Genomic DNA, 24,533 nt, shown 5'->3' with positions numbered 1-24,533 from the left:
GCGGGAAAATGCGCGCGCCGGAAGATGGACGCCACACCATCCTTGTCGTCGCCATGCCCAACAGCGTTCATACCGCGCGCTGGCTCAACATGGTTCGCGCGCCGGATCTTCGCTTCGTCCTCCTGCCGGTGTATGAGGAGACCCTCAGCGCATCGTTGGCCAAATCACGGGTCGTTCGCACCCTCGATGATGTCGCGGCCCTCGACGCAGACGAGATCGGCGTCTTCGACACGAGCGTCGTGCCTCACCACGCGGTCGAATCGATGAACGTCGCCCTGGCCTACGAGACGTGGCGACCGCCGTTCTTCAGCGCAGGCGTCGTCTTCGCGCAGCCGCTTCACCTTCTCGAAGCAATTCGGCTATTGCGCCCTGCCCTCGTCCACTCAATGGAAATCCAGATGGCGGGCTATCTTTGTCTCGCCGTCCGCCAACATTCGCCCGCGCAATTTCCGCCATGGTTGCTGTCGAACTGGGGAAGCGACATTTACCTCTACCGCAAGCTCCCGGATCACCGCGCGCGTCTCGCAACGATCGCCCAATCGATCGACGCCTATCTCGCCGAATGCAGGCGGGACGTCGCGATCGTGCGGCAGATGGGATTCAGAGGCGCCGTTCTGCCGCCGACGCCGGCGTCCGGCGGCATGGCGTTCGAAGAGGCGCCGCGGCTGCAGGATCTCGCGCCGCCATCGCAGCGCAGCGAGATTCTCGTGAAGGGCTATCATAACTGGGCCGGGCGCGCGCTTCACATCCTCGCCGCACTTCAACTCGTTGCCCCCGTCCTGCAGGGGCGACGCATCCGTATCGCGCTCGCCGGACCAGCGGTTCGCGAGATGGCCGCCGAACTGACGTCAGCGACCGGTCTAGACATTGTCTGTGACTCGTATCTGGATAGCCACGCCGACGCGCTCGAGCGCATCTCTGAGGCGCGTATCACGATCGGCCTCGGCGTCTCGGACGGCATATCCACCACGTTGCTCGAAGCGATGGCGATGGGGAGCTTCCCGATCCAGGCGAACACGTCTTGCGGCTGCGAATGGGTCAAAAATGGCGAAACCGGCTTCATGGTCTCGCCGCACGACATCGCCAGCCTCGCCGACGCCATCGCCAGAGCCGCAAGCGACGACGCGCTGGTGGATGCGGCCGCTATCTACAATCGATCAACAGCCGAAGCGCGTTGGGACGCGACTCGAAACGGCCGCGCGATGATCGGGCAATATCGCGGGCTGGTCGCCGGTTCCGCGAGGACCAACGCCGGAGTGGTCAGAAAGTGAGTTCACCTCGAGTCACGGTCATTCTCGCCGTCGTGGACGATGTCGCTTCTGCGCGGGACAAGCTCGTCGCAATTTTAGCGTCGACCGACGACAATTTCAGGGTGCTGGCGGCGGGGAACGCCGGAATGGAAGCGGCGGAGCGGATACCGCAGCCGCTTGCCGGCCGAATCGCTTTTTTGACGGGAAGCTTCCGCTCTGCGGCTGAAGCTTTCGCGGCGGGAGCGGAAGAGGCCGATGGCGACGTGCTGGCCTTTGTCGGACCAGCGGATCGCCGCGATTTTCGCCGCCTCGACCGAGATATCGCGCGGCTTGCGGAATTAGCCGCGCCGGCGCTCTGCGTCGCTGCGCCTGCGCGACGGGATTGGCCGGCCGGTCGTCCGAATTCGGCGGCCTCAGTTACAGTCGCCGACATCATCGCAGGCGATGCGGATACAACGAGCCTCATCGTCGAGAAGAACGCGCTTGCAGCGGTCGGCGGCGTGGACGCCAGCGCTGGCGATCTCGCCTTGTTCGACCTCGCGCTCCGACTTGCATTGCGCGAAATGCTCGCAGTCGAACGAAGCCCCGAGCTGATTGCGGGGAGCTACGCGCCCTCTAGCCTGGAGATGGACGACCGCGTCGCCGCGCGCATTGGCGAGGCGCGGGCGCTTGCGCCCGCGATCACTCTCGCGTTGGGAGAATCGCTCTCCGCGGGCTCATGGCTGCTCGCCCGAATGGCGTTCGTGCGCCATCTCCTGTGCGCCTCCGGAGAATCGACCGACGTGCGCCTGCTCGGCGCCGACGGCGCCAATCCGCTGGATGCGCTTCGCCTCGCCTGTTCTGGCGGCGCGACCGACTTCGTCATCGTGTCTGTCATCTCGCCGAGCCCGGCGCTTGTCGCGGCGCAAAGCGTCCGGATGGAGGTGGAGGGGCTCGACGCCTGCCTGCCGACGATCGACAATGGTCTCTTCGCCGAAACGACCGGAGCCGGCGCGATCGTCGGAACGCGTTTTCGAAAAGCCGCTGTTCTGGAAGCGTTCCGGTTGATCGACGGGCAGGAGCCTAGCGTCGAGTCAACGGATGCTTGCTTCTGGCGCGTCTTCGCTGCGCGCTCGACGATAGGCGCCGTGGCCTATGCTTCGCCGCGGAGCGGGCGTCACACTGGCGCGCCCTGGTGGGCGCCGCCTTTCGATTGCTATGGAGAATTGGAGCGAAGTCTGGCGGACCGCCTGGTCGATCCGGCGTTCTATCTCGCGAAAAATCTTGACGTCGCTGGCGCCGGCGTAGACCCGGTCGAGCATTACCGGGAGAATGGCTGGCGTGAAGGGCGCGATCCCAACGGATGGTTTTCCACGCAATGGTATTTGAGCCATTCGAATATTCCAGAGGACGCGCGCCCACTGGAACATTTCGTGCGGGTCGGGGCCGCTGCCGGACTGGCCCCGCATCCTGATGCGGATATTGCACGCGACGCGGCGCAGCGGGTGGGCGCCTACAAGGCGAGAGCCGAGGCGCTGCGCAGGCGCTTCGGCGACGCCGATTCCGGCCAGAGCCTCGTCGACCGCCTCATCGATCCGGAATTCTATCTCGGGAAATATCCGGACGTCGCCGCAGCGGGAGCGGATCCGGTCGAGCATTACCGGGGAAGCGGCTGGCGCGAGGAGCGCGATCCCAATCGCCTGTTTTGCACGGGTTGGTATCGCGCTTTGCCGGGCGTTCCGCAGGACGTCTGCCCCCTCGAACACTTCGTGCAGGTCGGCGCGGCGATGGGTCTGGCCCCACATCCGGACGTGAATCTCGTTCATTTTTCGTTGGCTCACCTCAACGAGCGTTGGCCGAGAGCGGAGGCCCTCCTCTATCTTCTGGAGCAATCTCGCGCCTCAGGCGCTGTAGCCGATATCGATCCGGCCTCCCCGGCAGTGCTTGCGCGACTGGTGGACCGTTCCTGGTATCTCGAAACCCACGCGGACGTGGCTGCGGCGGGGTGCGATCCCGTTGCGCATTACCTCGAGGCTGGCCAATTTGAGGGGCGCGCGCCAAATCCCTGGTTCCTGCCCGATTTCTATTGCGAAAAGGCAGGCCTTTCTGGCGACACGCCTGCGCTCGCCCATTTTGTGAGGTCGGGCGCCGCGGCCGGCGTCCCGCCGCATCCCGCCGTTGATCTCTGTTTCTACGCTGCGCGCTATCTTGGGCAGGACAGTCCCAGCATAGCGGCTTATCAGCATTTGCTGGACTCCTGGCGAACTGAAGATGCGCAGCTGTCGCCCGACTGCAATCCCCGGCCGCTGACGCTCACCGAAGAACGCAGTCTTAGAAGACTCGTCGCTGCGGACTGGTATCGCACCGCCTATCCGGACATAGCAGCCGCCGACGTCGATGCTTTTGATCATTACATGGTCACCGGATGGCGAGAAGGACGCGATCCCAATCCCTGGTTCGCCGCCGCCTGGTATCGCAAGGCGAACGGGATCGAGCCGCTATGCGAGGCTCCCGAACTGTCGCATTTCGTCCGAGTGGGCGCCGCGCGCGGCCTGTCTCCCCATCCAGATCTCGACCTCGCGCGCTACGCCCAAATCCATTTTGGTGAGCCTGCAAGCGCCAGGGCGCTCGCGCATCTGGTGAAGAACTGGTCAGACCCGGCCTTTTGGATATTTCCTGAACTCGACCACCCCTTCGTCGCCGCTTTCCTCGCCGATCTCGGTCCGGTTGCGCGCCGGGCGCAGATCATTCGGCTGATGCGGCTCACGCATCCCCTCGCAGCTCCGGCCGAAGTCGCCGTGGGGGAGGCTTCGCCGTTCGTGGCATTTGTCGACACCGATTGGTATCACGCGCATTATCCCGACGTCGAGGCGAGTGGCGCGACGCCCGCGGCGGACTATCTCGAATCCGGGTGGCGAATCGGACGTGATCCTTCTCCGGCGTTTTCGACAATCTGGTATCTGGATAATTATCCGGAAGTCGCGGCTGCGGGCGTCTGCCCACTCGAGGACTATGTCATCGGCGGCGCGCGGGACGGCCGGCGGCCCGACGAAATCTTCGACCGCGAGTGGTACGCGCGCCGCTACAACCTCAAATCCGCAGCGCCCGACGCCGCGTTATTGGACTATGTGACGACCGGCTGGCGCCGTGGACGCGCGCCGAGCGCGCTTTTCGAGCATCCGGCAGTGAAGACGCATCTGATGGAGAAGCCCGTGCGCGAGCGGGGTGATGAGATCCGTCGTCTGCACGGGGCGCGCAAGGTGTTCGAAACCACCACTGTAACTATGAGGCCGGCTGAGGCCGAGCTCTGGCGGACCGTTCTGCTCTGGTCCCTGCCGCCGCGTGCGACGCCTTACGCGATCGGCAAAAGCGATGCTTTGACGATGATCATCGAGCCTTCCGCCGCCATACTGCGCGTCGACCGTGGCGCCGGCGTCGTAACGCTTTCGGTCGATGGCGCGGAAAATGGCCATGCCCTGCGCTTCGAGGGAGCGGAGTCGGAGGAGGCCTATGCGGCGTTCCTTACCAGAATCGGCGCGCGCGAAGTCGAACCGGCCACCTGATCCGGTTCAGAGCGCTCCTTCGGGCCAGACCGCCGGATAGCCCGCCATATTGGGCGGCAGCCGTTTCATCACGCCGGGGTCGAATTTTTTCGCCCGCGCGATATGGCCTAATGCGGCTGGAGCGTCAGATCGTCCGATGATCGCCGCCGCGGCGAGATGCGCCGCGGCATAGGCCGCGCGCCTTTCGGCCGCCGTCGCAGGTTCGACCGGATCCGCGAACAGTCGGTCCATCAGGTGAATGCGTTCGTCCGCCATCAGGATGCGCCGGTCGGAGGTGGTGAGGTTCGCGCCATGGAGGCGCCAATAGGCGAGCTTGCGCGGCAGGTGCACGAGGTCTCCATGGGCGGTCGCGCGAAGCCAGAGGTCGAAATCGGAGACCCAACGGAAGGTCTGGTCGCGCCCGCCGATCTCGTGGAAAATCCGCCGGCGCAGGAAAGCCCCGACACCCGGCAGACACCAATGCGCGCCAAGCATCAGACGCCGGTCGAACGCCGGGAGCCGGTGCGCCTCGACGAAATAGCCGGAGGGGTCCACGATGTCCCAGTCGCAATATGTCCCGATCGCCTTTGGCCGGGCGGCGAGGGCGCGAACGCTCTCGCCGATCATGTCGGGATGATAAAAGTCGTCGTCGGACAGGACGCCAATAATCTCGCCCCGCGACTCCTCGAGGCCGAAATTGACTGCGCCCGCTTCGCCGCTGTTGCCGTGACGCACGAGCCGCACGAGCGGCGCGAAGCCGTCAACCACGCGCCGAATGGTCGTCGCCTGCCTCGATCCGTCATCCACGACGACGACCTCGAAATCCTCGAAAGTCTGTCGCGTGAGGGCGGCAAGCGTCGGCGCGAGAAGCTCAGGTCGATCGAAGGTGGGGATGACAATGCTGACCACCGGTCGCGTTTGCCGTCGCACCGGCCGCCAGGACCGCGCCATCGGGCGGTCCAGCGGTATTTCCCTGCAGATCGTTTCTGTGAGTTTAGCCGCGCTCGCACGCGCCTCGGGACGATTGATAGGCGCCAAGCGATAAATGGCTTCCATGAAGCCCTCGCGGGGCGCCGGGAAGGGCTTTTCACGCAGAGCTTGTCGTAGCGCGGCCGCGCGCTCAGAATAGTTTTCCAGCAGATCCTTCAGTAGTTCGACGAGGCCGTCAAAGTCGTCGGGATCGATGACGGGGGGCGCGACATGGGGGTGCCGCTCGGTCAGGAATACGCTCGCGCCCGCGCGCCGCGACAGCAGAATCGGGCAGCCATTGAGCGTCGTCTCAACCGCAACGTAATTGAAAGTATCGGTGCGCGACGGGATGACGACGACCGTCCGACCCCGAAATACATTCTCCCGCAATTCTGCGTCGTCCAATTTGCCGACATATGTCGCATCGACACCCCGCTCCCTCGCGAGGGCGAGCAAATGGTCTGACCAGCGTTCGCCCGCCGACGCCCAGTCACTGTCGGGACCTGTCAGATGACAGCCGCGATAAAGGTTCCGGGGCAAACGGCTGACGGCTTCGATGAAAATATCCGGCCCCTTGGCTCCGTCGAGTCTGCCGACATACCAAAGGTCCGGCGGACCATCGCCGGGCGGCGCATGGTCGGGAACAGGTATGAGTTCTATAGTGTCGTGCATGTCGACCTGGGCGACCGGCATGTCTGTGCGCCATTGCTGGTGAAGCTGAATATCCGAAATGGCGTACCGGATATCGGCTGTCTCCATCGACAGCTTTTCAACGATCTCGAGAGCTTCGACGACGCCGTTCGAACTTTCGTGCGCATAGGCCGCGCGAGAGCTCACGCTCGCCCAGCCCAGCATCGATATGGCGACGCGCTCGACAAGGACTCCATAGGCCGACAGGACGGATCGCGCGACCGAACCTACCGGGAAAAAAGACGGGATGTCGAGAACGTCGAAATTCTCGCCTTGAACCGCCGCCGCGACGCTCGCGAATTGCTGGATGAAATGCCGCGAGGACCAATGCATTTCCGCAGGCAAGGCGAAGGGCTGGATCGCAACCGAAGCATGATCGAAGGCGAAGGGCTGTGCGTTCGGCGGCAGCAAATTGGCGCGCTTCATGAGCACGTCGGGACCGCGCGATGGATAATGGAAGGTCATCGACGGATTTCGTTCGACGACGCGCCGGTAGAAGACTTGACCGCCGCCGATGGCCGTAAAGAAATCGAAGTCGGCGATGAGTACTTTCATTCGGGCTGTCCTCGTGTAACGCCCAATCTGTTCCTCCCGGCGCGCGGCGCGACGCAATCCCGAGAAGCGGCGGTCTCAAAGTTCACCATGCTTTCTGAAAGCCTACAGCGTAGTGTTCCGCAAGGCTGAAATTCGCTGATGTCGGCAAGATGCGCGTCGATGGCGCTTCCGCCGCTCGCCACCACTTCGTCGATCATCTACCGGATTGACATGACCGACCGACCCGGTCTTTCAGAATCAGGGGGAAGCGAGATTACAAAACGTGAAACGACCCACAAAGACCCCCGTCCGGCGCGCTTGTCGGCAATTGCTCAAGCCGCTATCATTGCCTGAATCCGACGCACAAAAACCTATGCGTTGGTTGCGCCGGAGGCAATAAACATTCGCCCCTCGCCCTTATTGTAAATGATCGAAGGTTCCGTCGGATGTCCTCCGACATCGGTCGACGAAGGCCGCCAAAACGTAAGGCATTTCCGCCGGCATTGACGCGTCGCCCCCATAGAACCGACGCCCCTCGCCGACGAGCGGAATCTTTGCCTTTCCATAACGGCCGAGCCAAGCAAAACCTGTGCTGCGGTCGTTGTCGCTGGACCGACATGCCCGATTCACCACTTATGCCGCCATTGCAATTTCACGGCGTCAGCATTGCAGCGGCCCCATATCGACAGTTGGAAAACGAAATAGCCCCAATAGCGTCACACCAAGCTTAACGCAACGCCTCTTCACGAAATCCGAGATTCCTCCAATAGCAGAAATTGAGGTCCGCGCCCGCGCCATCCGCCGTGTGGTTCGAATGAGGATAGCGGCCAAGCCCGCGGCGACAAACCTCCCTGGCTGGTTGGCCGTCCCACGATCCCAATAAATACGATCGAGCGCCTTCCTCGACGGCTCCCACCACTAACAGATTTTTGAAACCGAACTCCGTTCGCCTCACGCAGAAATTTCGGGCAGCGGAAAGTTTACAATCGGGCAACCTTGAATCCACAAATTTCACGTTTAGTGTTGCTTAAACATCTATGATGTTATAGGACTTGTTACAACCGTTCCGGCCGTGATCTCATTAAGATCGGCGCCGGTCTGGTCGCTTCCTCGTCGGCGGGTTTTACGGTCAACCGCCGGCGCCGGAGGATCCAGAGGGGAGCCCGGCCTCCATGGCCGGGCTTTTCCTTTTTGGGAAAGCCATCCCAAAAGACGCGCCATGCCGCGATCACCGAAAGGTCATTGCGCGTTGATTTTCACCCTCGCCAAACCCCGATCAGTAACGACCGATCGGTCGCGCGTGAAACCGATCGAGTCCCCAAAGCATCACTCACGATTGTAAAGCCCGCAGCAACTGACCCGCCATGACTTTTTTTCACGCGATTGTCTACAAAAGTTCAAAATCTCCAGAAGAATGATGAATTCCTGACTCGGGTCCGTCATATGAATGTCCGAGACGATTTTTCAGCCTGGAAAGTTTGAGCTTTCGCGCAGCCTCATGACTTTCAACCTCCCAATGGGAGGGCATGAGTTCAGCAAGCTCCGTCACGAAATGCGACAGACCTTCCAGCCTCTGGTGCAGAATGTCGACCGTCTGGGCTGAGCGCAAGAATACTTCGTTTCGGGCGATCCCGTTTCGAACGGACGTTTCGACCATTCCACTCAGATCATTGACCGAAACCGCAGCGTCGTCCAACTCACGCGCCACCCGCTTGAGAATTTCGATGATCGGCTGAGAATCCTGCGCCTTGATCATTTTCAGCACGCCTTTGTCGCATCGTTGATTTCACGCACTTTTACAAACATTGATTGTATTTATCTCATCCAGCACGATAACAATGTCTTTCACCCAATCTTTATTTTCTAAGAATACCGCACGGAGCCAGGCTCAAAAGAATTCAAGCGTTCCTTCAAGGATCGGCTTGACGGTAGCCGCTTCCGCCGGCTGCGACTTGTGAACATAGCCGGAAAGGAAAATCTGTCGCGCGCGCCCCGACAGCGGATAATATTCGAGCCGCCGCCCCCGCGCGCCTCCAAGATCCTCCGCCACGATCCTTATGCCCTCGTTGTTGAGGAACCTCCTCGCAAAACTCGCGTTCTTGGAGCCAATGTCCGGGAGACCATCCAGCATGCGCGCGCCGCCAAATAACTTCCCCTCGAGTCGCTCCCGTCGCGCGCCACGTTTCAACAGGCCGTTCACCAGCAATTCCATCAGGTGAACGCCATACCTTTCGGCGTCAGCCGCTTTCGTCCCGTCAAGATCTCCAGGAAGAAGAAAATGATTCATTCCCCCTACGTGCGCTTCTGGATCACGCAGACAGGCGGCGACACACGATCCAAGAATCGTCGCAAGCACGACATTAGGACGATCAACTACCCGATATTCACCCTGGATCACATGAATTTTCGTTAGCTGATCAGTCATCACAACCTTCCAACAATTGCTTCGATTGCGGTCTTCAGCGTTGCAGTCGTGAACGGCTTCATCAGGTAATTGTTGACGCCCAGTTTTTTCGCCGCCTCAAGCACTGCCGTGTCCGCTCGCCCGGTGAGCATTATGAAAGGAACACGCCGCGTCGGCGTATATTCACGAACCGCCTTCAGAAGACCCAGACCATCGAGCTTCGGCATATTGACGTCGGAGATGATCAAATGTGCAGGCGTGCTCAACATGAACTCCAACGCCTTCTCGCCGTCATGCGCAAGAAAGATGTTCCTCAGACCGATTTGCTCTAGGCCATCACGGATCAACATACGACTGGTGCTGGTGTCGTCGACCACAAGCACTCTGAGTTGGTTTGCTATCGACATACTTCCCTCGCATTACGCATATTTGTGGCCTTCAGAATGTGCCTGCCAATCTCACCAAGCGGCAGTTGCACTCCGACCGCGCCCGCTTCGAACGCGGCTCGCGGCATCCCGTAAACCAGCGAAGTCGCTTCGTCCTGTCCGAGCGTTTCCGCCCCGGCCGAACGCATTGTCAACAGTCCCTGTGCGCCATCGCGCCCCATGCCGGTGAGAATGACCCCAACGGCACGGTCTCCCGCCACACGCGCAACCGAAGCGAACATGGCGTCGATCGAAGGTCTATGGCCGCTTACCAGGTCGCCCTCGCGAAGGCGGCATTCAAGCCTGTTTGTCCCGCCGATCTCCAGATGCGCCAACCCGCCGGGCGCCACAAATACCTGCCCCGACTGGAGAGGGGCGCCATGAAACGCTTCCCTCACTTGCGGCCTGCAAATACGATCGAGCCGCGATGCGAAGCTCTGGGTAAACTGTGCCGGCATATGCTGCGTAATCACAGTAGGCGGACAATTCTCCGGAAACGACGCCAACACCGTGCACAATGCTTCAACGCCGCCCATAGAAGACCCGATCGCGACGATCCGGCCATCCGAACGGAAGTTTTCGTCAGCATGCGCTTTGTGCGCTGTCACAGGATGCCCCGGTGCACGAGCGGATACCCTGACCCCGGCGGCCTCCTTCACGCGCGACGCAAGATCCTTTAGCGAGTTGGCGTTACGTGCAGACGGCTTGACGATCACGTCAACCGCGCCAATCTCCAACGCCCTAATCGTAGCCTCTGCGCCCTTCTCCGTCAGGCTGGAGATAATGATCACCGGCGTCGGGCGAAGCGCCATAATCCGGGCGAGGAAATCAAGTCCGTTCATCCGCGGCATCTCGATATCGAGCGTAACGACGTCAGGATTGAGCTGCTTCATCGCTTCCCGCGCCTCGAATGGATCACCAGCCTCGCCGACAACCTCGATCCCCGGATCCGACGAAAGTGACGATGCAATAAGCGCACGCATGGTACGGGAATCGTCGACGATCAAGACATTGCATTTTTTCATCGCGCGGCGCCTTCTCGCAACCGATAGGTAGTAAAGCCGTCGCTGACAAATCTCTCTGCAGCCTGACCAGCAATTCTCTCGGAATGCCCGATATATAGCCTACCATCCAGCGTCAGAGCCGGCGGAAACCGTCTCCAGATCTCCTGCTGAGTCTTTTCCTCGAAATAAATAACCACATTCCTACAAAATATGGCATCAAATCGTCCTTTCATCGGCCAAGGTCCGACAAGATTGAGTTCTCTGAAGGAAACCAATGATGCAAGTTTCTCGCTCACCTCCCACATGCGAACCGAAGCGCCTCCGACCGGGGAGAACCAACGCTCGCGCATTTCGGTCGGCACCGCGCTCATCGCATCCTGGCCATATACGCCGGCGCGCCCATGCGCGATCATATTCTGATCGATATCCGTCGCCAGCACGCGAACATCGAGCGTCGCCGCCTCCGGGATCACCGACAATATCGTCATTGCAATCGAATATGGCTCCTGTCCATCCGAACATGCCGCCGACCATATCCGCAGACGGCCGCCCTTGCGAACATGCTCCGCCTTCCTCGCCACCACATGCGTCTTCAGGTGCTCGAAATGGTGGGGCTCACGAAAAAACCGCGTTACATTTGTCGTCAAAGCAGCGATCATCTTTTGTCGTTCGTCTACCCCTCCGTCGCTCGCGATAAGCGAGCAATAATCTCGGAAGTTCTCCAGACCGAGCGCACGCAAGCGTTTTGTCAATCGCGAATAAACCAACGTCGCCTTCGCGCTCGAAAGATATATGCCCGCGTCCTCATGCAGGATTTTCGAGATTTTACGAAAATCCTCGTCGGTGAAGGGAAACGGTCCCCACCCCGACTCGCCATTTTTCTGGAGAAATTGCGTCATCACTCGTCGATCCGAAACATCCGGCCTGATCTTCCACTCCCGATCTCATCGATCGATCGGCGGCCCGAAGATAATTGCAGAAATCCAGGCATCCGAGCCCCGCCTGGCCCGACTCATTCAGCAGCCTGAAGGCCGGCCTCGATATCGGTATCCGCGCGCAATCGATTTACGATCGCGTCAACGTCAACGATCAAGGCCACCCGCCCATCACCAAGAATGGTGGCTGCGGCGATCCCGTGTACCCTACCGTAATTCGCTTCGAGACTCTTGATGACGACTTGTCGTTGGCCCTGAATTGCATCCACGAGCAATGCACATTTCTCTCCACTCTCGGACTCAACAACCAAGGCAACCTGCGTTGTCGGATCGATTTCGTCGCATCGGTAGCGAAGCACGAAACCGACGTCGATCAGCGGCAGGAAGCTATTTCGGTTCCCAATGACCCGCACTCCCGCCCCAAGAGAATGCACATTCTCGATTTTCGGTTGAAGAGTCTCAACCATCGCCGTTAGTGGAATAATCAATGTTTGATTTGCGACGGTTACGACCATCCCATCCAGAACCGCCAAGGTAAGTGGCAAACTCATCGAGAAGGTCGAACCATATCCTTCGCGGGACGAAATTGAGATCCGTCCTCCCAGAGCCTGGATGGCTCGCTTAACGACGTCCATACCGACCCCTCGACCCGAGATACACGAAGCCGTTGTATTCGTCGAAAAGCCGGGCAAAAAGATGAGCCCGTCGACTTCCTCCTCCGATAACGCCGCATTCTCCGGAATGAGACCCTTTGCGACCGCGATCTCTCGAACGCGCTTACGATTAATGCCGGAGCCATCGTCCGAAACCTCTATTACAATCCGCCCAGACCGATGCATAGCCGAGAGTCGCAAGGTCCCTTCCTCGGGTTTTCCAGCGGCAATGCGCGCCTCTGGCGACTCGATTCCGTGATCTACCGCATTCCGAACCATATGGGTCAGCGGATCGGTAAGTCGCTCGATGACCGTCTTGTCGACTTCGGTGCCCTCGCCGTCAACGATCAAACGAACTGACTTCTTCGTGATCGCCGCAGCCTCTCGAACTGTTCGCGACATACGCTGAAAAATCGGCTTAACAGGTTGGGCTCGGATAGCCATCACACTATCCTGTATATCGCGCGTCAACTGCTCCAGCTCTTCGAGCCCAATTGCGACCGACGACGCCCGCGACAACCCGGCCTCTGAAACCCGTTGGGATAGTACCGCTTGATTGATTACTAGCTCGCCAACCAGATTTATCAGCCGATCAACCTTGTCGAGATCTACCCGGATGGTTGCCTGCGTAGGTGGTGATCCATGCACGGGAGACGCTTGCTTACTTTCACCGACAACTTCATCTATTGAAGAGTTCCCCGGTTCCTTGGCTCTCGCCTCGTCAACCTCGACTGTAAAGCTTTCAAAGTTCGTGCCTTTTTCGACTTCGGCCGCGTCTTCACGCTTCCCCATCGCGCCTTCGGCTTTATTGTCCGGATTAATGACCGTTACGTCGAAGTCACAATCAGACTCGACAAACTCGAATATTTGACGAACCTCGCTCTCGCAAGCCCTTCCACTCAGCTCAATTGTCCACGATAAATAGGCTCCTTCCGGGTCGAGTTCGGCGAGGAATGGAAGTTCGTCCGAATTACACTCGGTCACGCACGAACCAAGCGCGTTGATCTCTCGAAGGATCAAAAGCGCTTCATTAGCTCTTGTGTACAATGAAGGCTTCGGCCTGAAATAGATGCGAAAGTGCGCGTCCTCATCTACCGTTGCTTCCCCGTCGGGAGCAAAAATCGAATCAAGGGAAATTGCAATAGGACTAAATTCTAAGCCAGATTCCGATGCATCTTGGCGTTGAGACGCTTGTTCACCGTCACTCGATTGGTCGCAGCAAAGTTGTTCGAGGCTAGCCTTCGTTGTGTCGACTTCTTGTCGATCCCAGGAGATGTCGTCTCGAACAGCCCTCACGAGATCCGAAAGAATATCGGATGAGTGCAATAGCACCTTCGTAACGCCTGGCGTCGGCTTCAGCGCATCTGACCGCAGCAAATCGAGCGTCGACTCGAACACATGAACAAACTCGCCCAGATCATCGAAGCCGAACGCTGCAGCGCCACCTTTTATCGAATGAACGGCGCGAAAGACAGCGTTAACCGTCTCCGAATCGTGGTTCCCATCTTCAATTTTTAGAAGGCCGCTTTCCAACTCTGACAGCTGCTCTTCACACTCCTGAAAGAAGGTCTGCTTGATTGCCGCTAGATGATCCATTGCATGCTCCCGACATTAAGCGGTCACGCGTCGAATTGCGTTTACGAGCTTCGCAGGATCGAATGGCTTTACGATCCAACCAGTTGCGCCAGCTCGCCGGGCGCGTTCCTTCTTTTCGTTATCACTCTCTGTAGTAAGCACTAGGATGGGAACGACGCGACAGGTTTCATGCTTCCTGACACCCTCAATGAATCCGAATCCATCCAACCTGGGCATGTTGATGTCTGTAACGATCGCATCGGGCTTCGTTCGCTCCAGAGCCTCAAGACCATCAACACCGTCTTCCGCCTGAACGACGATGAAACCCGCATCACTCAACGCTAGTTCGAGCATTTGGCGCATGGTTCGCGAGTCATCGACAGTCAATATTGTCTTGCTCATTTCGTGATTTCCTTTTCAGTGAATTTGGAGATGTCCAGACCTACGGTTGCGAAAGCTTCACGAAACTCCCTCGACGGCTCGACCAATGAAAGAGTTACCCCGTCTCTCTCCCACGTCAAATAGGCCGAAACGATCACTTGGATGCACAGTACGCCAATCTTCTTGACGTTCGATGCATCGATCCTTAGCTGTTCGCCTCGGCAGGAAAGGAGCCGCGCGGCGAGAGGGGCCGCTTCACGTAGATCTAATGCTTCCGGCAGCACCAGCGCATCACCGGAGCAAATATTCGACCCGTCCATGAGATGTATTTCCCGACTTCGTTATCGTGACGCGATTAGCGCTTGCCTTGAGTTATTTTTCACCTTACTTTCCCAAAGCCCCTATTGTATCCCCGCAAGTGTCTCAGGAAGAAGATTCTTGATTACAAGAACGCTGATAACCTCGCTCTCCGCAGCGACGATTCCTTTGATGAAGGAACGCGACAGCTCCGAAGCTACCTCTGGCGTGGGCTGGATCGCGTCTGGAGAAACCATCATTATGTTCGAAACGGCTTCCACCAGCAATCCGACAACCTGGCTTTCGTTTTGAACGACGATTACTGCGTGTCGAGCTGTCGGCTCCTTGATAGGAAGCGCCAACCGGGCAGCCAGATCAATTACGGGCAAAACTGCGCCACGCAAATTGATCACGCCTCGGACATAGCCGGGCGCATGCGGAAGAGGCGTGGCTGGGGTCCACCCGCGAATCTCACGCACAGCCATGATATCTATGCAATAGGTCTGACTGCCAACATGGAAGGCAATGAACTCTTGAGGATCGCTTCCTTGCGTTTGTGCTGTAGCAGCTCTCATGTCTCAAAACTCCGCCCAGTCCTGCTCATCAGGCTCACTTTTCATCTTTGCCGCTGTAGCGGCGCTATTTTGCCGCGCATACGAAACGGAGCTACGGCGAACTGGCGTCGTCCCCTGTGATACGCTTTGCAAGCGCGTCTTTTGAGCGTCAGCCTTACCATCGTCTTGAAGAGTAAAGACCGACACAGCGCTTACTATAGCCGCAATATCGCCTTGCAGGCGCTGCGTCGCCGCTGTCGTTTCCTCGACCATTGCCGCATTTTGCTGCGTAAACTGATCCATCTGGGCGACCGCTGTATTTATCTCCAGTAAGGCAGTCGATTGCTCTTTCGCTCCGTCGGCGATCTCCGCAACGGCTGAATTGGCGTCTGAAACCTGGGACACGATGCGATTCAGCGCGTTTCCGGTTTGAGCAACAAGCTGCACGCCTTCGCGCACCTGCAAAGTCGAGGCTGCGATCAGGCCCTTGATGCCTTTAGCTGCTTCCGCAGAACGCTGCGCCAACGCGCGGACTTCGGAAGCGACGACGGCGAAACCCCTTCCTGCCTCACCGGCCCGCGCCGCCTCGACGCCGGCATTCAGCGCAAGAAGGTTTGTTTGAAATGCAATTTCGTCGATTACCCCGATAATCTGCTCAATTTCCTCTGACGATTTCTCAATACGGCCCATGGCGTCGATTGCCTTCCGCACGACGTCACTACTGCTTTCCGCGTCTACGCGGACCTCGGACACTAAGGCGCGTGCATTTTGCGCCCCATCAGCAGTCTTACCTACGGTCGACGTGACTTGCTTTAATGTGGCTGCAGTTTCTTCGAGACTGGCCGCCTGCTGACATGTCCGATTGGAAAGAGATTCGGCCGCTACGGAAATCTTCTCTGTCGATGTGGTCAGATTGTGCACGCCCGATATCGTTTTCCCGAATGCATTGTTCAGATGGTCAAGCGTTTGATTGTAACAATGACGAAGCTGTTCATAGTCTTTTGAATATGGTTGGTTCAGTCTGACCGCGAGATTGCCGTCAGCCAATTCCTGAAGAGCCGCACAAAATGATTTCATAAAGAAGTTGTGCGCGTCAATATATCCCTGCGCCTCGGCCTCCGACGCGGCTTTCTTCTCGCTTTCAATGGTCTTCTGCCTTTCGAACTCTCCTCGAATATCCTCTTCTCGAGCCTTCAGAGCCTGGCGCATATCGTCTGCGAGTCTCAAGACAGACGAATACGGCTGGTCTCGGTCACCGGCATTCAATGAAATGTTGAACCCATTCTGTCTTGACCGAGCAATTGCCCCCTCAAGCGCATTGGCCGGAGCCGTTGATTCCGAATGAAGTATGTAAAAGAGAACTATTGTGGAAACCACAGTTGTGAATGCAACGATAAGCGCGAACCAGGGATGCTCTCGGAGCACGCTCGTCGTCGAACCGGCTCCAATCAGCAACCAGGGCGTAAGGGATAGACCCGATATCGGCGCGAGTAATCTGGTCATGATTCGCATTTTGTCCCTCGATTCACAGGAATTCCTGTCACGATTCGTCTGCCAATATCTACGTCATGCCGGCGTGCGATTGATGGCCACACGCATTGTGTCTCCGAGTTCCGACATCCCGAGACGCGAAGATTCCTAACCCGACTCGAGCCGGGCTTCTTGCATACATCGACATTGGAGGACGGATCCCTCGGGGGACATGCCGGATCTCACCGGCGTATCGGAATCGGCTTCATGCCCTTGATCACGCGCTATCTCGCCCGCGTATCAATCCGATATTCGAAGACTGTAATCGAAGGAGGTTAAGCGGTCCTTAGCGGAATGTTCCTAGGCGCAAACGTTTGAATGATCCCCTGTCGACTATAATCATCTACAGAAGCCCGGGGCGTTGTCATTCAAGTCGGTAATTGCATACACCGGATTCGCATCACGAACTTGGCCACTCGGAACTATGGATCAATGTCTCTTGCTGAATGATCCTCACAATTCATCGTAGCTTGGACCTACCGTCAGCCGCAGATCCACAACGAATCAAATTGATGCATCAAGCAACATTATATCAGGTCGGCGGTAATGCGCGTTCATGGGCTAGGTCAGGCTCGCCACAATGTTTCAGGATTTCCGCGCGAACGAGGTCACGAAGATGTAAGCCCGCTGCGAAATCAGTCCCCGATGGCATGATCTTCCTGCCGATATGAACAATAATTTCCCCACGTCGCGGGAGCCAGGAATCGGATCGCAAGACTGAGCGCGTACCGCGGATCGTGCTCGGAATGACAGGGAGCCCGAGTTCGGAGGCGGTGATGAAGGCGCCGACATGAAATTCCAGCAAACCCGGCATACGCGAGAAGGTTCCCTCCGGAAACCATACGATACATGCGCCGGCGCGCGCGGCTTCGAGCGCGGCTTTCGCGTCCTTCACGCCCTCAGCGGGGTCCAGTCGGCGAACAAATACCGCACCGAGACGACGGAGAAAGACGCCGGCGAAAAATTGATGCGCGAGTTCCTCTTTCGCTACAAAGCAAATTTCGCCCGGAAGAACCGCCGCCAAGACCGCAGCATCTAAATAACTCGAATGGTTTGCGACGATAATCGCATTCCTCGGCAGCAGCGTGGAATCATATTCTGTGTTCAATCTAATTCCACTCAGACGGAAGAACAGCCGCGCGCCTGTGTGTAGCGCGCTGTGTCGGAACGACTGCACGGGTGATAATACAACACAAGGCCACACCCAGGAGGCTATCAATATCAGCACGCTCCAGACAAAAGCTCCGTAGGCAATCGTGACAATATTCGAAACGCCGCGCCGTAAACGGGGGCCAATTCCGGCGGCGGCGACACGGAAAAGTTGCCAACGTGGGCTGGAACGCCCTGGTTCCCACAGGCCAGCTTCAAACATCGCGCGCGCGGCGGACCGCCTCAGCTTTCCGCTCGACGTCTTTGGCACGGAATGCGGCGGCGCGAGCACGATTTCGTCGGGCGCGAGGTCGAGCAGGGTCTGAGAGGTCTCGAATACTGTTTTACGTAGACTCTCGCGCGCGACCGGATCGGCGACGCGCGTCTCCGCCATAATGATCAATCGTTCCGTTCCTGCGTGGGGATCGAGCGACGGGAACACGGCGACGCATCCTCGCCTTACGCCTTCGATCGCGCCGATCGCCTCTTCCAATTCCTGCGGATAGATATTGCGCCCTGCGCGTTTAATGAGATCCTTTATTCTTCCTGTAACAAAAACATCCCCACCGGCGATGTAACCCCGATCGCCCGTCTCCAGCCAGTCGCCGTCGAACAGCGCACGCGTCTTTTCCGGATTTTGAAAGTACCCTCTTGTTGCTGATGGTCCCCTGAATTGCAACCGCCCCACGCGCCGTTCCGGAAGCTCCCGTCCAGCATCGTCGACGACACGAATTTCGTGATGTGGAAGCGGCTGTCCGCAGGCGACGAGCATCGCGACGTCATCGACATCCACTGCCGCCGGGCGCGCCAAGCCATCGCGATCGAGTAGTTGTCGATCGACTCTGTCGATCAACGGTCCGCGCCCAAGAGGCGGAAATGCAAGCCCCACAGAATTCTCCGCCAGACCGTACACTGGCGCCATCATCTCCCGACGAAAACCAAAGGGGCCGAATTTGTCGATGAAACGATTGATAGTGATTGGACTGACCGGCTCCGCTCCATTCATGACCGCGCGCAGCGAGGCGAGATCGATTCCCACAATCCGCGATTCCTCGATCGATTTGAGACAGAATTCAAAGGCGAAATTTGGGGCCGCAGAAATTGTCGCCTTGTGGTCACTAATCGCCCAAAGCCATCTCGCAGGATCTGCGAGAAATGCGAGCGGCGACATGATCATCACTGGCGCGCCATAGTAAAGCGCGCCTAGCCAGCATCCAATCAGGCCCATGTCGTGATAGAGCGGCAACCAGCTCACGACTCTGTCGGCGGACGATGCCTTCAGCACTGTACCCATGGCGCGTATATTGGCAAGGAGATTTCCGTGAGAAAGCACGACGCCCTTCGGATCACCCGTGCTCCCGGAAGTATATTGAATGAGCGCGAGTGTTTCTGCTTTCGCCGGCAACGGAGCCTGTAAGCGCGGCGCCTTGGAAAGATCTGCGATCGTCTCGATATGCTGGAGCGGGCGGACCAAGCCATACAACAACTCCCCGATGACTCTAATCTCTGCGTTTGTAATTAGCGCGACGCTTTCAGCGTTGATTAGAATTCCGGCCTGCCGACGCAGGTGATCCTCGATTTGCGACAGGCGGAAAGGCGGATAGATCGGCACGGGAATGGCGCCGACGAAAAGGACGGCGAAAAAGGCGACAAAGAAGTCGCGACTGGTCGGTAACATGATGGCAACGCGATCTCCGGGACTTATCCTACGCTCGATCAAACCGCCGGCCGCAGCGAGCGCCTCATGATACAGATCCCTATAGGTCAATCGCTCCGGCCCCCTGGCGCCGCCCCACAGGAAAACATGTTCACGCACGCCGTGATTTTGTGCATGAGTTGTCAAAGTATCGATCAATGTGGCGGCCTCGATTGGCTCTTCGACTTCTTCGGCGCCCGACAAATCCAGGCGAGAGATACGGGGCGTTCCCGCCATTGCCGGACCGGCCGCCAAAATTGCTCGAACGAGATCGTTCGGGCTGTCGGCCTCTCCAATCAATTGCTCTGGAAGTTGCACCCTGAATTTTCGGTCTATCCGTAAAAGCAGTTCTGCACGAGAGAGACTGTCCAGCGCCAGATCGCGATCAAGATCGCTATCCAAGCGCACCAGGCGGGCATCCACCATTGTCGGATGTAATTCAGAGACGAGGTCGCGCACGACCTGCAACACGACTTCTCCGATTGCGTCAATCGATTGAGGCGACGGATGCGCCCGGCTTTCGCTATTCTCGGAGTCGCTCATGATCTTTATGCGCCCTTCATGTGGTTTGCGACGGCGCGCCTGCGTCGGCAGACTTCTTGCTGCCGGTATCGAACCTGTCGAGACCGGCGATAACCTCCTCGTCGCTTATCTGACGAAAATCAGTGTAAAAAAATCCGATCGCACCGAAATTCCGATAGGACTCGAGGCAGATGATTTCATCCGCATCGGATCGCAACGCGTCGAGTGTATCAGTTGGCGCCACGGGGACGGCGAGCACGAGTTTTCTTGGGTTCCGCGCTCGAACGGCGCGCAGTGCGGCGCGCGTAGTTGCGCCGGTCGCGACGCCGTCGTCAATGACGATCGCCACTCGACCGTTTACCCCCGGTCTTACGCGCGCCCCGAGATAGAGACGCCGGCGACGGTCGAGCTCGCCAATCTCGCGCTGACGAACCTCGTCGAACTGAGCGTCGCTTACCCCCGCCATGGCGATGACGTCCTCGTTGCGAACAATTATTGGCTCGCCGCCATCTGCAACCGCGCCCATTGCGAGCTCCGGCTGGAATGGAACGCCGATCTTGCGCACGAGGGCAAGATCGAGCGGCGCATGGAGCGCCTGCGCGACGGGGGCTGCCACGGGAACGCCCCCGCGCGGCAGGGCGAAGATGACAACATCGTCTCCCTTGAATTTCGCGAGCTTTGTCGCGAGACGGCGTCCTGCTTCTAAGCGGTCATGGAAGGGCATCGCATCTTCCCGCTAGCTATAAGTTCAAAGGTTTGACGCCCAGCGCACGCTGCGCTAAGTCGATATAGCGGTTCGCGAGCGGCTCCCATTTCTCTGGCTGTCGCGGCGTCGGGTCGAGAAGATGCGCGACCGAGAGGCGCGCACGAAGCATTGCGCGCGACGCAGAATAAAGCGCGATCAGTTGGCGCGGCGGCTTTTCCCCGAGCAGACGCCCACATTTATCGATCAGGATCTGTCCAAGCTCTCCCGCGCCGAGCTGCGCGCATTCGACGCCAAGAAAGGCCAATTCATCGAAGGGATCGACTTGTCGCAGCTCTTTGTTGAACTCGAGACAATCGAAGATCGCAACTGGTTCGCACAAGCAGATATGTTCGGGTCGCAGATCGCCATGACCCTCGATAACAGCGCCATCGTGAACACGCCTTTCCAATAGGGATCGGTTTGTCGTCAGGGTCGCGTCAAGAAGGTCGAGGAGGATGGGAATTCGGCCATGGTCTAGCGCGAAATTTCTTCGCATCAATATATCGCGATTTTTTTCCTGCTCTGAAAAGAATCGTGCTGAATAGTCTTTTGCTGTTATCGACGAAGACTCGACGCTACGATAGAATTTGGACAATTTCTCGCTTATCGCATCGATCTGCGCCTCGGTGAGCCTTCCGTCGCGGATCAGGCGGTCCATCATGTATTCTTGCGGCAGCCTGCGCATAACCACGAGCCAGTCGACAGGAGGCGCGTCGCCGCCGATGGCGAGTCCCTGCGCTTCATCGAAAGTCAGCGGAACCACGCCGAGATAAACGCCTGCAGCAAGTCTGTCGTTGAGCCGCGCTTCTTCGCGACAATTATGCTCACGTGCGCGTATCGTCGAGAAATCGAGAAAAGGATACCGTACGGGTTTCTTGAGTTTATAAACTCTCCCGCCGGCGAGAAACACATAAGACATGTGCGTTTCGACAACACTGACGCTCGCAGGATGATACGCGTAGGCTGAAACGTCGCTGAGAAAGCGAAGCTTATCTTGGACGGAAGGCGCGCTGGACTCCGCATCCGCAGCGGCCCCTATACCTGTTAAGATCATCGCCGACGCCCCATATGCAGTTCTATCCCTTCTCCGCATTTCGCATCGCAAAATCTAGCTGGTTCATCCCTTCACGCAGATCAGCGGCTTCAAAAAGGCGACCTTTTTCGCCAGCCCGGCGACCTCCGCCGAATCGACGACAGCGCGAACGTCCTTGTAGGCGCCCGGCGCTTCTTCCGCGACCCCGCGCAGCGAAGGACTTTTCACGATAATGCCCAGGGATCGCAGATCGTCGACAACCTTGCGGCCACCCCAAGCGCGCGTCGCGGCGTGACGGCTCATCCGTCGCCCGGCGCCATGGCAGGCTGAAGAAAATGCCTGCTCTTCGCTCGTCGCGACGCCGGCAAGCACATAGGACCCGGCGCCCATGCTGCCGCCGATCAGCACAGGCTGACCGAATCGCTTCAATGCTTCCGGAAGACTGGCATGCCCTGGACCGAAAGCGCGTGTTGCGCCTTTTCGATGAACGAAGAGCTTGCGCGTCTCACCGTCGACGTTATGGTTTTCGATCTTGCAGGTATTGTGCGAAACGTCGAACATCAACGGCAATTCCGAGTGTGGAAAGAATCTCGCGAATGTCTCGCGCGCAAGATGTCCGATGATCTCGCGATTGGCGAGCGCGCAGTTGATTGCCGATCGCATCGCTCCAAGATAGCGCTGCCCGAGTTCAGATTTGATTGGCGCACAGGCCAATTCCCGGTCGGGAAGCACAATTCCATGGCTTTCCGCCGCGAGCGCCATTTCGCGCAGGAACTCGGTTCCAATCTGATGCCCCAGGCCACGCGAACCGCAATGGATCGTCACGACGCATTCACCCTTGACGAGACCATAGCCGGCAGCGATTTCCGGATCGAAAATTTGATCAATCTCCTGCACTTCCAGGTAATGATTGCCCGAGCCAAGCGTGCCCATTTCGTGTCGCTGTCGCTTCCTGGCGTGTTCGGATACGGCATCTGGCGCCGCTCCTGCTGAGCGGCCAGATTCCTCTATGCGATCAAGGTCGTCAGCCCGCCCCAGCCCTCGTGCGACAGCCCATTGCGCGCCGCCGAGCAGCATTGCGTTCATTTCCGCGACATCGAGTCCGATCTCGCCTTCGGAACCCACGCCGGCGGGCACATGTTCGAAAAGCGCGTCGGCCAGGTCCTGCTGAACGGCAATTACTTGTTCGCGCGTCAGATGGGTGAGATGCGTGCGAACGCCACAGGAAACATCGAAGCCGACGCCGCCAGCCGAGATCACGCCGCCCTGGTCAGCGTCGAACGCCGCGACGCCGCCTATTGGGAACCCATATCCCCAATGGGCGTCCGGCATGGCGTAGGATGCGCGCACAATTCCCGGGAGCTTCGCAACATTCGTTACCTGGTCATAGACTTTATCGTCCATTTCCGCGATGAGCTCTTCGCTCGCATAGATAATGGCCGGCACGCGCATCGCTCCGAAAGGCGACACTTTCCACGCCGTGTCGCCAAGCTTCTCGAAACGTGAAAGATCCATCGCGCGCTCCCCTTCGCGATCAGTCCGTTCGCGCTACACGTCGATCACGCATTGCGCGCGCCACAGTCGCGGTCGATCTTCTACAAATGCCAGTTCAGTAAAAGTGGCGCCTTTCACCTCGACAGCAGGAGAATGGCGCTCCCGGGATACTGTTTCGCCCAAAGCGCGTCCTTTCAGGTGGTAGCCTTGCGCATTTCTATCGATGACCACGGCAAAGGCGCCGAAGATCATCCGACGTTCCGCCATTTCGTAGACGATCGCGTTGAGCCAGTCGACGAGCAGGAAATCCAGACTAGGCGCCTGCACGCGGATCTCGACGCTGCGTTTGAGCCGGACATCTGCGGGATCGCAGATTGCGGCAATCATCGCCAGCGCGGCCTGTTCACACGCGTCGCTAACGGTAGCGCCAAAGCCGCGCACGCCGATGTCTGCGTCATGAGGGAAGTGCTCCCACCGCGGCAATGACCCCGACGCGGCGTCGGCGCCGGCGGCTTCGCTCATTAGATTTCACGACCGATCGGCGAAAGGCGGCTCGCTTGAGGACCGTCCTTGCCCTCTTCCTCCTTGAAGCTGACGCGCATGCCCGGTTTCAGATCATCGAAATCCGCATCCTGCACGCTGTTGCGATGGAAATAGATTTCGCGACCGTCCGCGCTCTCCAGAAATCCATAGCCGTCGGCCGTCATGATCTTTTTGATGACGGCGGATGGCGCCGCTTCATGCTGCTTCACTTTGCCGCGCATCAAGCCTACCTGGTCCTGGAGCTGGCGCCGCGCGCGCTTGAACGCATCGTTGAGCGCGAAGTCGAAATCCTGGAACCTTTCGTCGAGATGAGGCGTGCGCTCGATCGCGACTTCCCGATTGTCGGGCAGCGATAGTTGCACGTTTATTTCGTAGAGGCCGCCGGTCTGATGATGGCCGCCCGGTCCTTTCACGACGACCCGACAGGAGGTTGCGCGACCATATCGCTCTTCGAGCCGTTCGATCTGGTGGATGATTTTTTCGCGTCGCTCAGCTGACGCTTCCAAACCCTGAAAATCGATCTTCGGCTGTGTTTGCATGCTCAACGCTCCCTCATTCGCCGGATGTCATGAAAAATATAGCGCGAAATCAACCGCTCAGCTTGAACGGCGCGGCGATGTTTCTCACGT

Annotated in this window: 20 protein-coding genes; 3 read left to right on the top strand and 17 right to left on the bottom strand. The window is 58.4% G+C overall.

Going from position 1 to position 24,533, the window contains the following annotated elements; translation table 11 throughout:
* The first annotated feature begins 8 nt into the window (after nucleotides 1-8).
* Nucleotides 9-1,271: a glycosyltransferase gene (locus MET49242_RS21550; RefSeq protein WP_158497349.1), complete on the top strand. Its 1,263-nt coding sequence runs from the start codon at nucleotides 9-11 to the stop codon at nucleotides 1,269-1,271.
* On the top strand, nucleotides 1,268-4,792 hold the full coding sequence (locus MET49242_RS21545) for a hypothetical protein (protein WP_144259749.1): 3,525 nt from the start codon (nucleotides 1,268-1,270) through the stop codon (nucleotides 4,790-4,792). The genes MET49242_RS21550 and MET49242_RS21545 overlap by 4 nt, the downstream gene beginning before the upstream one ends.
* Nucleotides 4,793-4,798: 6 nt before the next feature.
* Here the strand turns inward: MET49242_RS21545 and MET49242_RS21540 are convergent, their stop codons facing one another.
* From MET49242_RS21540 to MET49242_RS21525, 3 genes are all read right to left on the bottom strand, one after another.
* Nucleotides 4,799-6,985 carry a glycosyltransferase gene (locus MET49242_RS21540; protein ID WP_036285975.1) on the bottom strand — a complete coding sequence of 729 codons (2,187 nt, stop codon included), beginning with the start codon at nucleotides 6,983-6,985 and terminating at the stop codon, nucleotides 4,799-4,801.
* A gap of 1,366 nt (nucleotides 6,986-8,351) precedes the next feature.
* A complete protein-coding gene (locus tag MET49242_RS21530) occupies nucleotides 8,352-8,720 on the bottom strand; it encodes a hypothetical protein (RefSeq protein WP_144259748.1) in 369 nt (122 codons plus the stop codon).
* Between the two features lie 132 nt (nucleotides 8,721-8,852).
* Entirely contained in the window at nucleotides 8,853-9,281 is a 429-nt protein-coding gene (locus tag MET49242_RS21525; RefSeq protein WP_244452955.1) for a chemotaxis protein CheD, read from the bottom strand.
* On the opposite strand from MET49242_RS21525, the gene MET49242_RS26425 reads away from it, so the two are divergent.
* Complete coding sequence (locus MET49242_RS26425) at nucleotides 9,243-9,377, top strand: hypothetical protein (protein ID WP_256378625.1); 135 nt, start codon at nucleotides 9,243-9,245, stop codon at nucleotides 9,375-9,377. The genes MET49242_RS21525 and MET49242_RS26425 overlap by 39 nt on opposite strands.
* A gap of 11 nt (nucleotides 9,378-9,388) precedes the next feature.
* On the opposite strand, the gene MET49242_RS21520 is transcribed toward MET49242_RS26425, so the two are convergent.
* From MET49242_RS21520 to MET49242_RS21455, 14 genes are all read right to left on the bottom strand, one after another.
* On the bottom strand, nucleotides 9,389-9,775 hold the full coding sequence (locus tag MET49242_RS21520) for a response regulator (RefSeq protein WP_036285970.1): 387 nt from the start codon (nucleotides 9,773-9,775) through the stop codon (nucleotides 9,389-9,391).
* Nucleotides 9,766-10,818, bottom strand: a complete 1,053-nt coding sequence (locus tag MET49242_RS21515) for a chemotaxis response regulator protein-glutamate methylesterase (protein WP_036285969.1) — start codon at nucleotides 10,816-10,818, stop codon at nucleotides 9,766-9,768. The genes MET49242_RS21520 and MET49242_RS21515 overlap by 10 nt, the downstream gene beginning before the upstream one ends.
* Complete coding sequence (locus MET49242_RS21510; protein ID WP_036285968.1) at nucleotides 10,815-11,696, bottom strand: protein-glutamate O-methyltransferase CheR; 882 nt, start codon at nucleotides 11,694-11,696, stop codon at nucleotides 10,815-10,817. Before MET49242_RS21510 ends, MET49242_RS21515 begins: the two co-directional genes overlap by 4 nt.
* 113 nt (nucleotides 11,697-11,809) lie before the next feature.
* Entirely contained in the window at nucleotides 11,810-13,981 is a 2,172-nt protein-coding gene (locus tag MET49242_RS21505; RefSeq protein WP_036285966.1) for a chemotaxis protein CheA, read from the bottom strand.
* 15 nt (nucleotides 13,982-13,996) lie between these two features.
* Nucleotides 13,997-14,362 carry a response regulator gene (locus tag MET49242_RS21500; RefSeq protein WP_036285965.1) on the bottom strand — a complete coding sequence of 122 codons (366 nt, stop codon included), beginning with the start codon at nucleotides 14,360-14,362 and terminating at the stop codon, nucleotides 13,997-13,999.
* Nucleotides 14,359-14,661 carry an STAS domain-containing protein gene (locus MET49242_RS21495; RefSeq protein WP_036285964.1) on the bottom strand — a complete coding sequence of 101 codons (303 nt, stop codon included), beginning with the start codon at nucleotides 14,659-14,661 and terminating at the stop codon, nucleotides 14,359-14,361. Before MET49242_RS21495 ends, MET49242_RS21500 begins: the two co-directional genes overlap by 4 nt.
* Nucleotides 14,662-14,742: 81 nt before the next feature.
* The gene (locus tag MET49242_RS21490) at nucleotides 14,743-15,213 is read right to left on the bottom strand and encodes a chemotaxis protein CheW (protein ID WP_036285962.1); all 471 of its coding nucleotides are present in this window, start codon (nucleotides 15,211-15,213) and stop codon (nucleotides 14,743-14,745) included.
* A gap of 3 nt (nucleotides 15,214-15,216) precedes the next feature.
* Nucleotides 15,217-16,401 carry a methyl-accepting chemotaxis protein gene (locus tag MET49242_RS21485; protein ID WP_244430867.1) on the bottom strand — a complete coding sequence of 395 codons (1,185 nt, stop codon included), beginning with the start codon at nucleotides 16,399-16,401 and terminating at the stop codon, nucleotides 15,217-15,219.
* Between the two features lie 853 nt (nucleotides 16,402-17,254).
* Nucleotides 17,255-20,110, bottom strand: a complete 2,856-nt coding sequence (locus tag MET49242_RS21480; protein WP_036285960.1) for an AMP-binding protein — start codon at nucleotides 20,108-20,110, stop codon at nucleotides 17,255-17,257.
* 16 nt (nucleotides 20,111-20,126) lie between these two features.
* Nucleotides 20,127-20,813, bottom strand: a complete 687-nt coding sequence (locus MET49242_RS24560; RefSeq protein WP_084679260.1) for a phosphoribosyltransferase — start codon at nucleotides 20,811-20,813, stop codon at nucleotides 20,127-20,129.
* Nucleotides 20,814-20,829: 16 nt separating this feature from the next.
* Nucleotides 20,830-21,888 (bottom strand): hypothetical protein, encoded by a 1,059-nt coding sequence (locus MET49242_RS21470; protein WP_036285956.1) that lies wholly within the window; start codon nucleotides 21,886-21,888, stop codon nucleotides 20,830-20,832.
* Nucleotides 21,889-21,951: 63 nt separating this feature from the next.
* Entirely contained in the window at nucleotides 21,952-23,382 is a 1,431-nt protein-coding gene (locus tag MET49242_RS21465; RefSeq protein ID WP_036285954.1) for an RtcB family protein, read from the bottom strand.
* A gap of 33 nt (nucleotides 23,383-23,415) precedes the next feature.
* The gene (locus tag MET49242_RS21460) at nucleotides 23,416-23,883 is read right to left on the bottom strand and encodes an archease (RefSeq protein ID WP_051134390.1); all 468 of its coding nucleotides are present in this window, start codon (nucleotides 23,881-23,883) and stop codon (nucleotides 23,416-23,418) included.
* A complete protein-coding gene (locus tag MET49242_RS21455; RefSeq protein WP_036285953.1) occupies nucleotides 23,883-24,443 on the bottom strand; it encodes an HPF/RaiA family ribosome-associated protein in 561 nt (186 codons plus the stop codon). Before MET49242_RS21455 ends, MET49242_RS21460 begins: the two co-directional genes overlap by 1 nt.
* Between the last annotated feature and the right edge of the window lie 90 nt (nucleotides 24,444-24,533).

This window comes from Methylocystis sp. ATCC 49242, from assembly GCF_000188155.2.
GTDB lineage: Bacteria > Pseudomonadota > Alphaproteobacteria > Rhizobiales > Beijerinckiaceae > Methylocystis.
Note: the sequence above shows the minus strand (reverse complement) of the source record. Positions and strands in the feature narration are given on the sequence as shown.

What these genes read in the sequence shown, in the direction of transcription:
- MET49242_RS21520 (WP_036285970.1), bottom strand. Translation starts at nt 9,775, where the DNA reads ATGTCGATAGCAAACCAACTCAGAGTGCTTGTGGTCGACGACACCAGC.
- MET49242_RS21510 (WP_036285968.1), bottom strand. Translation starts at nt 11,696, where the DNA reads ATGACGCAATTTCTCCAGAAAAATGGCGAGTCGGGGTGGGGACCGTTT.
- MET49242_RS21505 (WP_036285966.1), bottom strand. Translation starts at nt 13,981, where the DNA reads ATGGATCATCTAGCGGCAATCAAGCAGACCTTCTTTCAGGAGTGTGAA.
- MET49242_RS21480 (WP_036285960.1), bottom strand. Translation starts at nt 20,110, where the DNA reads ATGAGCGACTCCGAGAATAGCGAAAGCCGGGCGCATCCGTCGCCTCAA.
- MET49242_RS21530 (WP_144259748.1), bottom strand. Translation starts at nt 8,720, where the DNA reads ATGATCAAGGCGCAGGATTCTCAGCCGATCATCGAAATTCTCAAGCGG.
- MET49242_RS21550 (WP_158497349.1), top strand. Translation starts at nt 9, where the DNA reads ATGCGCGCGCCGGAAGATGGACGCCACACCATCCTTGTCGTCGCCATG.
- MET49242_RS26425 (WP_256378625.1), top strand. Translation starts at nt 9,243, where the DNA reads ATGATTCATTCCCCCTACGTGCGCTTCTGGATCACGCAGACAGGCGGC.
- MET49242_RS21460 (WP_051134390.1), bottom strand. Translation starts at nt 23,883, where the DNA reads ATGAGCGAAGCCGCCGGCGCCGACGCCGCGTCGGGGTCATTGCCGCGG.
- MET49242_RS24560 (WP_084679260.1), bottom strand. Translation starts at nt 20,813, where the DNA reads ATGCCCTTCCATGACCGCTTAGAAGCAGGACGCCGTCTCGCGACAAAG.
- MET49242_RS21485 (WP_244430867.1), bottom strand. Translation starts at nt 16,401, where the DNA reads ATGCGCCAGGCTCTGAAGGCTCGAGAAGAGGATATTCGAGGAGAGTTC.
- MET49242_RS21470 (WP_036285956.1), bottom strand. Translation starts at nt 21,888, where the DNA reads ATGATCTTAACAGGTATAGGGGCCGCTGCGGATGCGGAGTCCAGCGCG.
- MET49242_RS21515 (WP_036285969.1), bottom strand. Translation starts at nt 10,818, where the DNA reads ATGAAAAAATGCAATGTCTTGATCGTCGACGATTCCCGTACCATGCGT.
- MET49242_RS21540 (WP_036285975.1), bottom strand. Translation starts at nt 6,985, where the DNA reads ATGAAAGTACTCATCGCCGACTTCGATTTCTTTACGGCCATCGGCGGC.
- MET49242_RS21490 (WP_036285962.1), bottom strand. Translation starts at nt 15,213, where the DNA reads ATGAGAGCTGCTACAGCACAAACGCAAGGAAGCGATCCTCAAGAGTTC.
- MET49242_RS21455 (WP_036285953.1), bottom strand. Translation starts at nt 24,443, where the DNA reads ATGCAAACACAGCCGAAGATCGATTTTCAGGGTTTGGAAGCGTCAGCT.
- MET49242_RS21465 (WP_036285954.1), bottom strand. Translation starts at nt 23,382, where the DNA reads ATGGATCTTTCACGTTTCGAGAAGCTTGGCGACACGGCGTGGAAAGTG.
- MET49242_RS21495 (WP_036285964.1), bottom strand. Translation starts at nt 14,661, where the DNA reads ATGGACGGGTCGAATATTTGCTCCGGTGATGCGCTGGTGCTGCCGGAA.
- MET49242_RS21500 (WP_036285965.1), bottom strand. Translation starts at nt 14,362, where the DNA reads ATGAGCAAGACAATATTGACTGTCGATGACTCGCGAACCATGCGCCAA.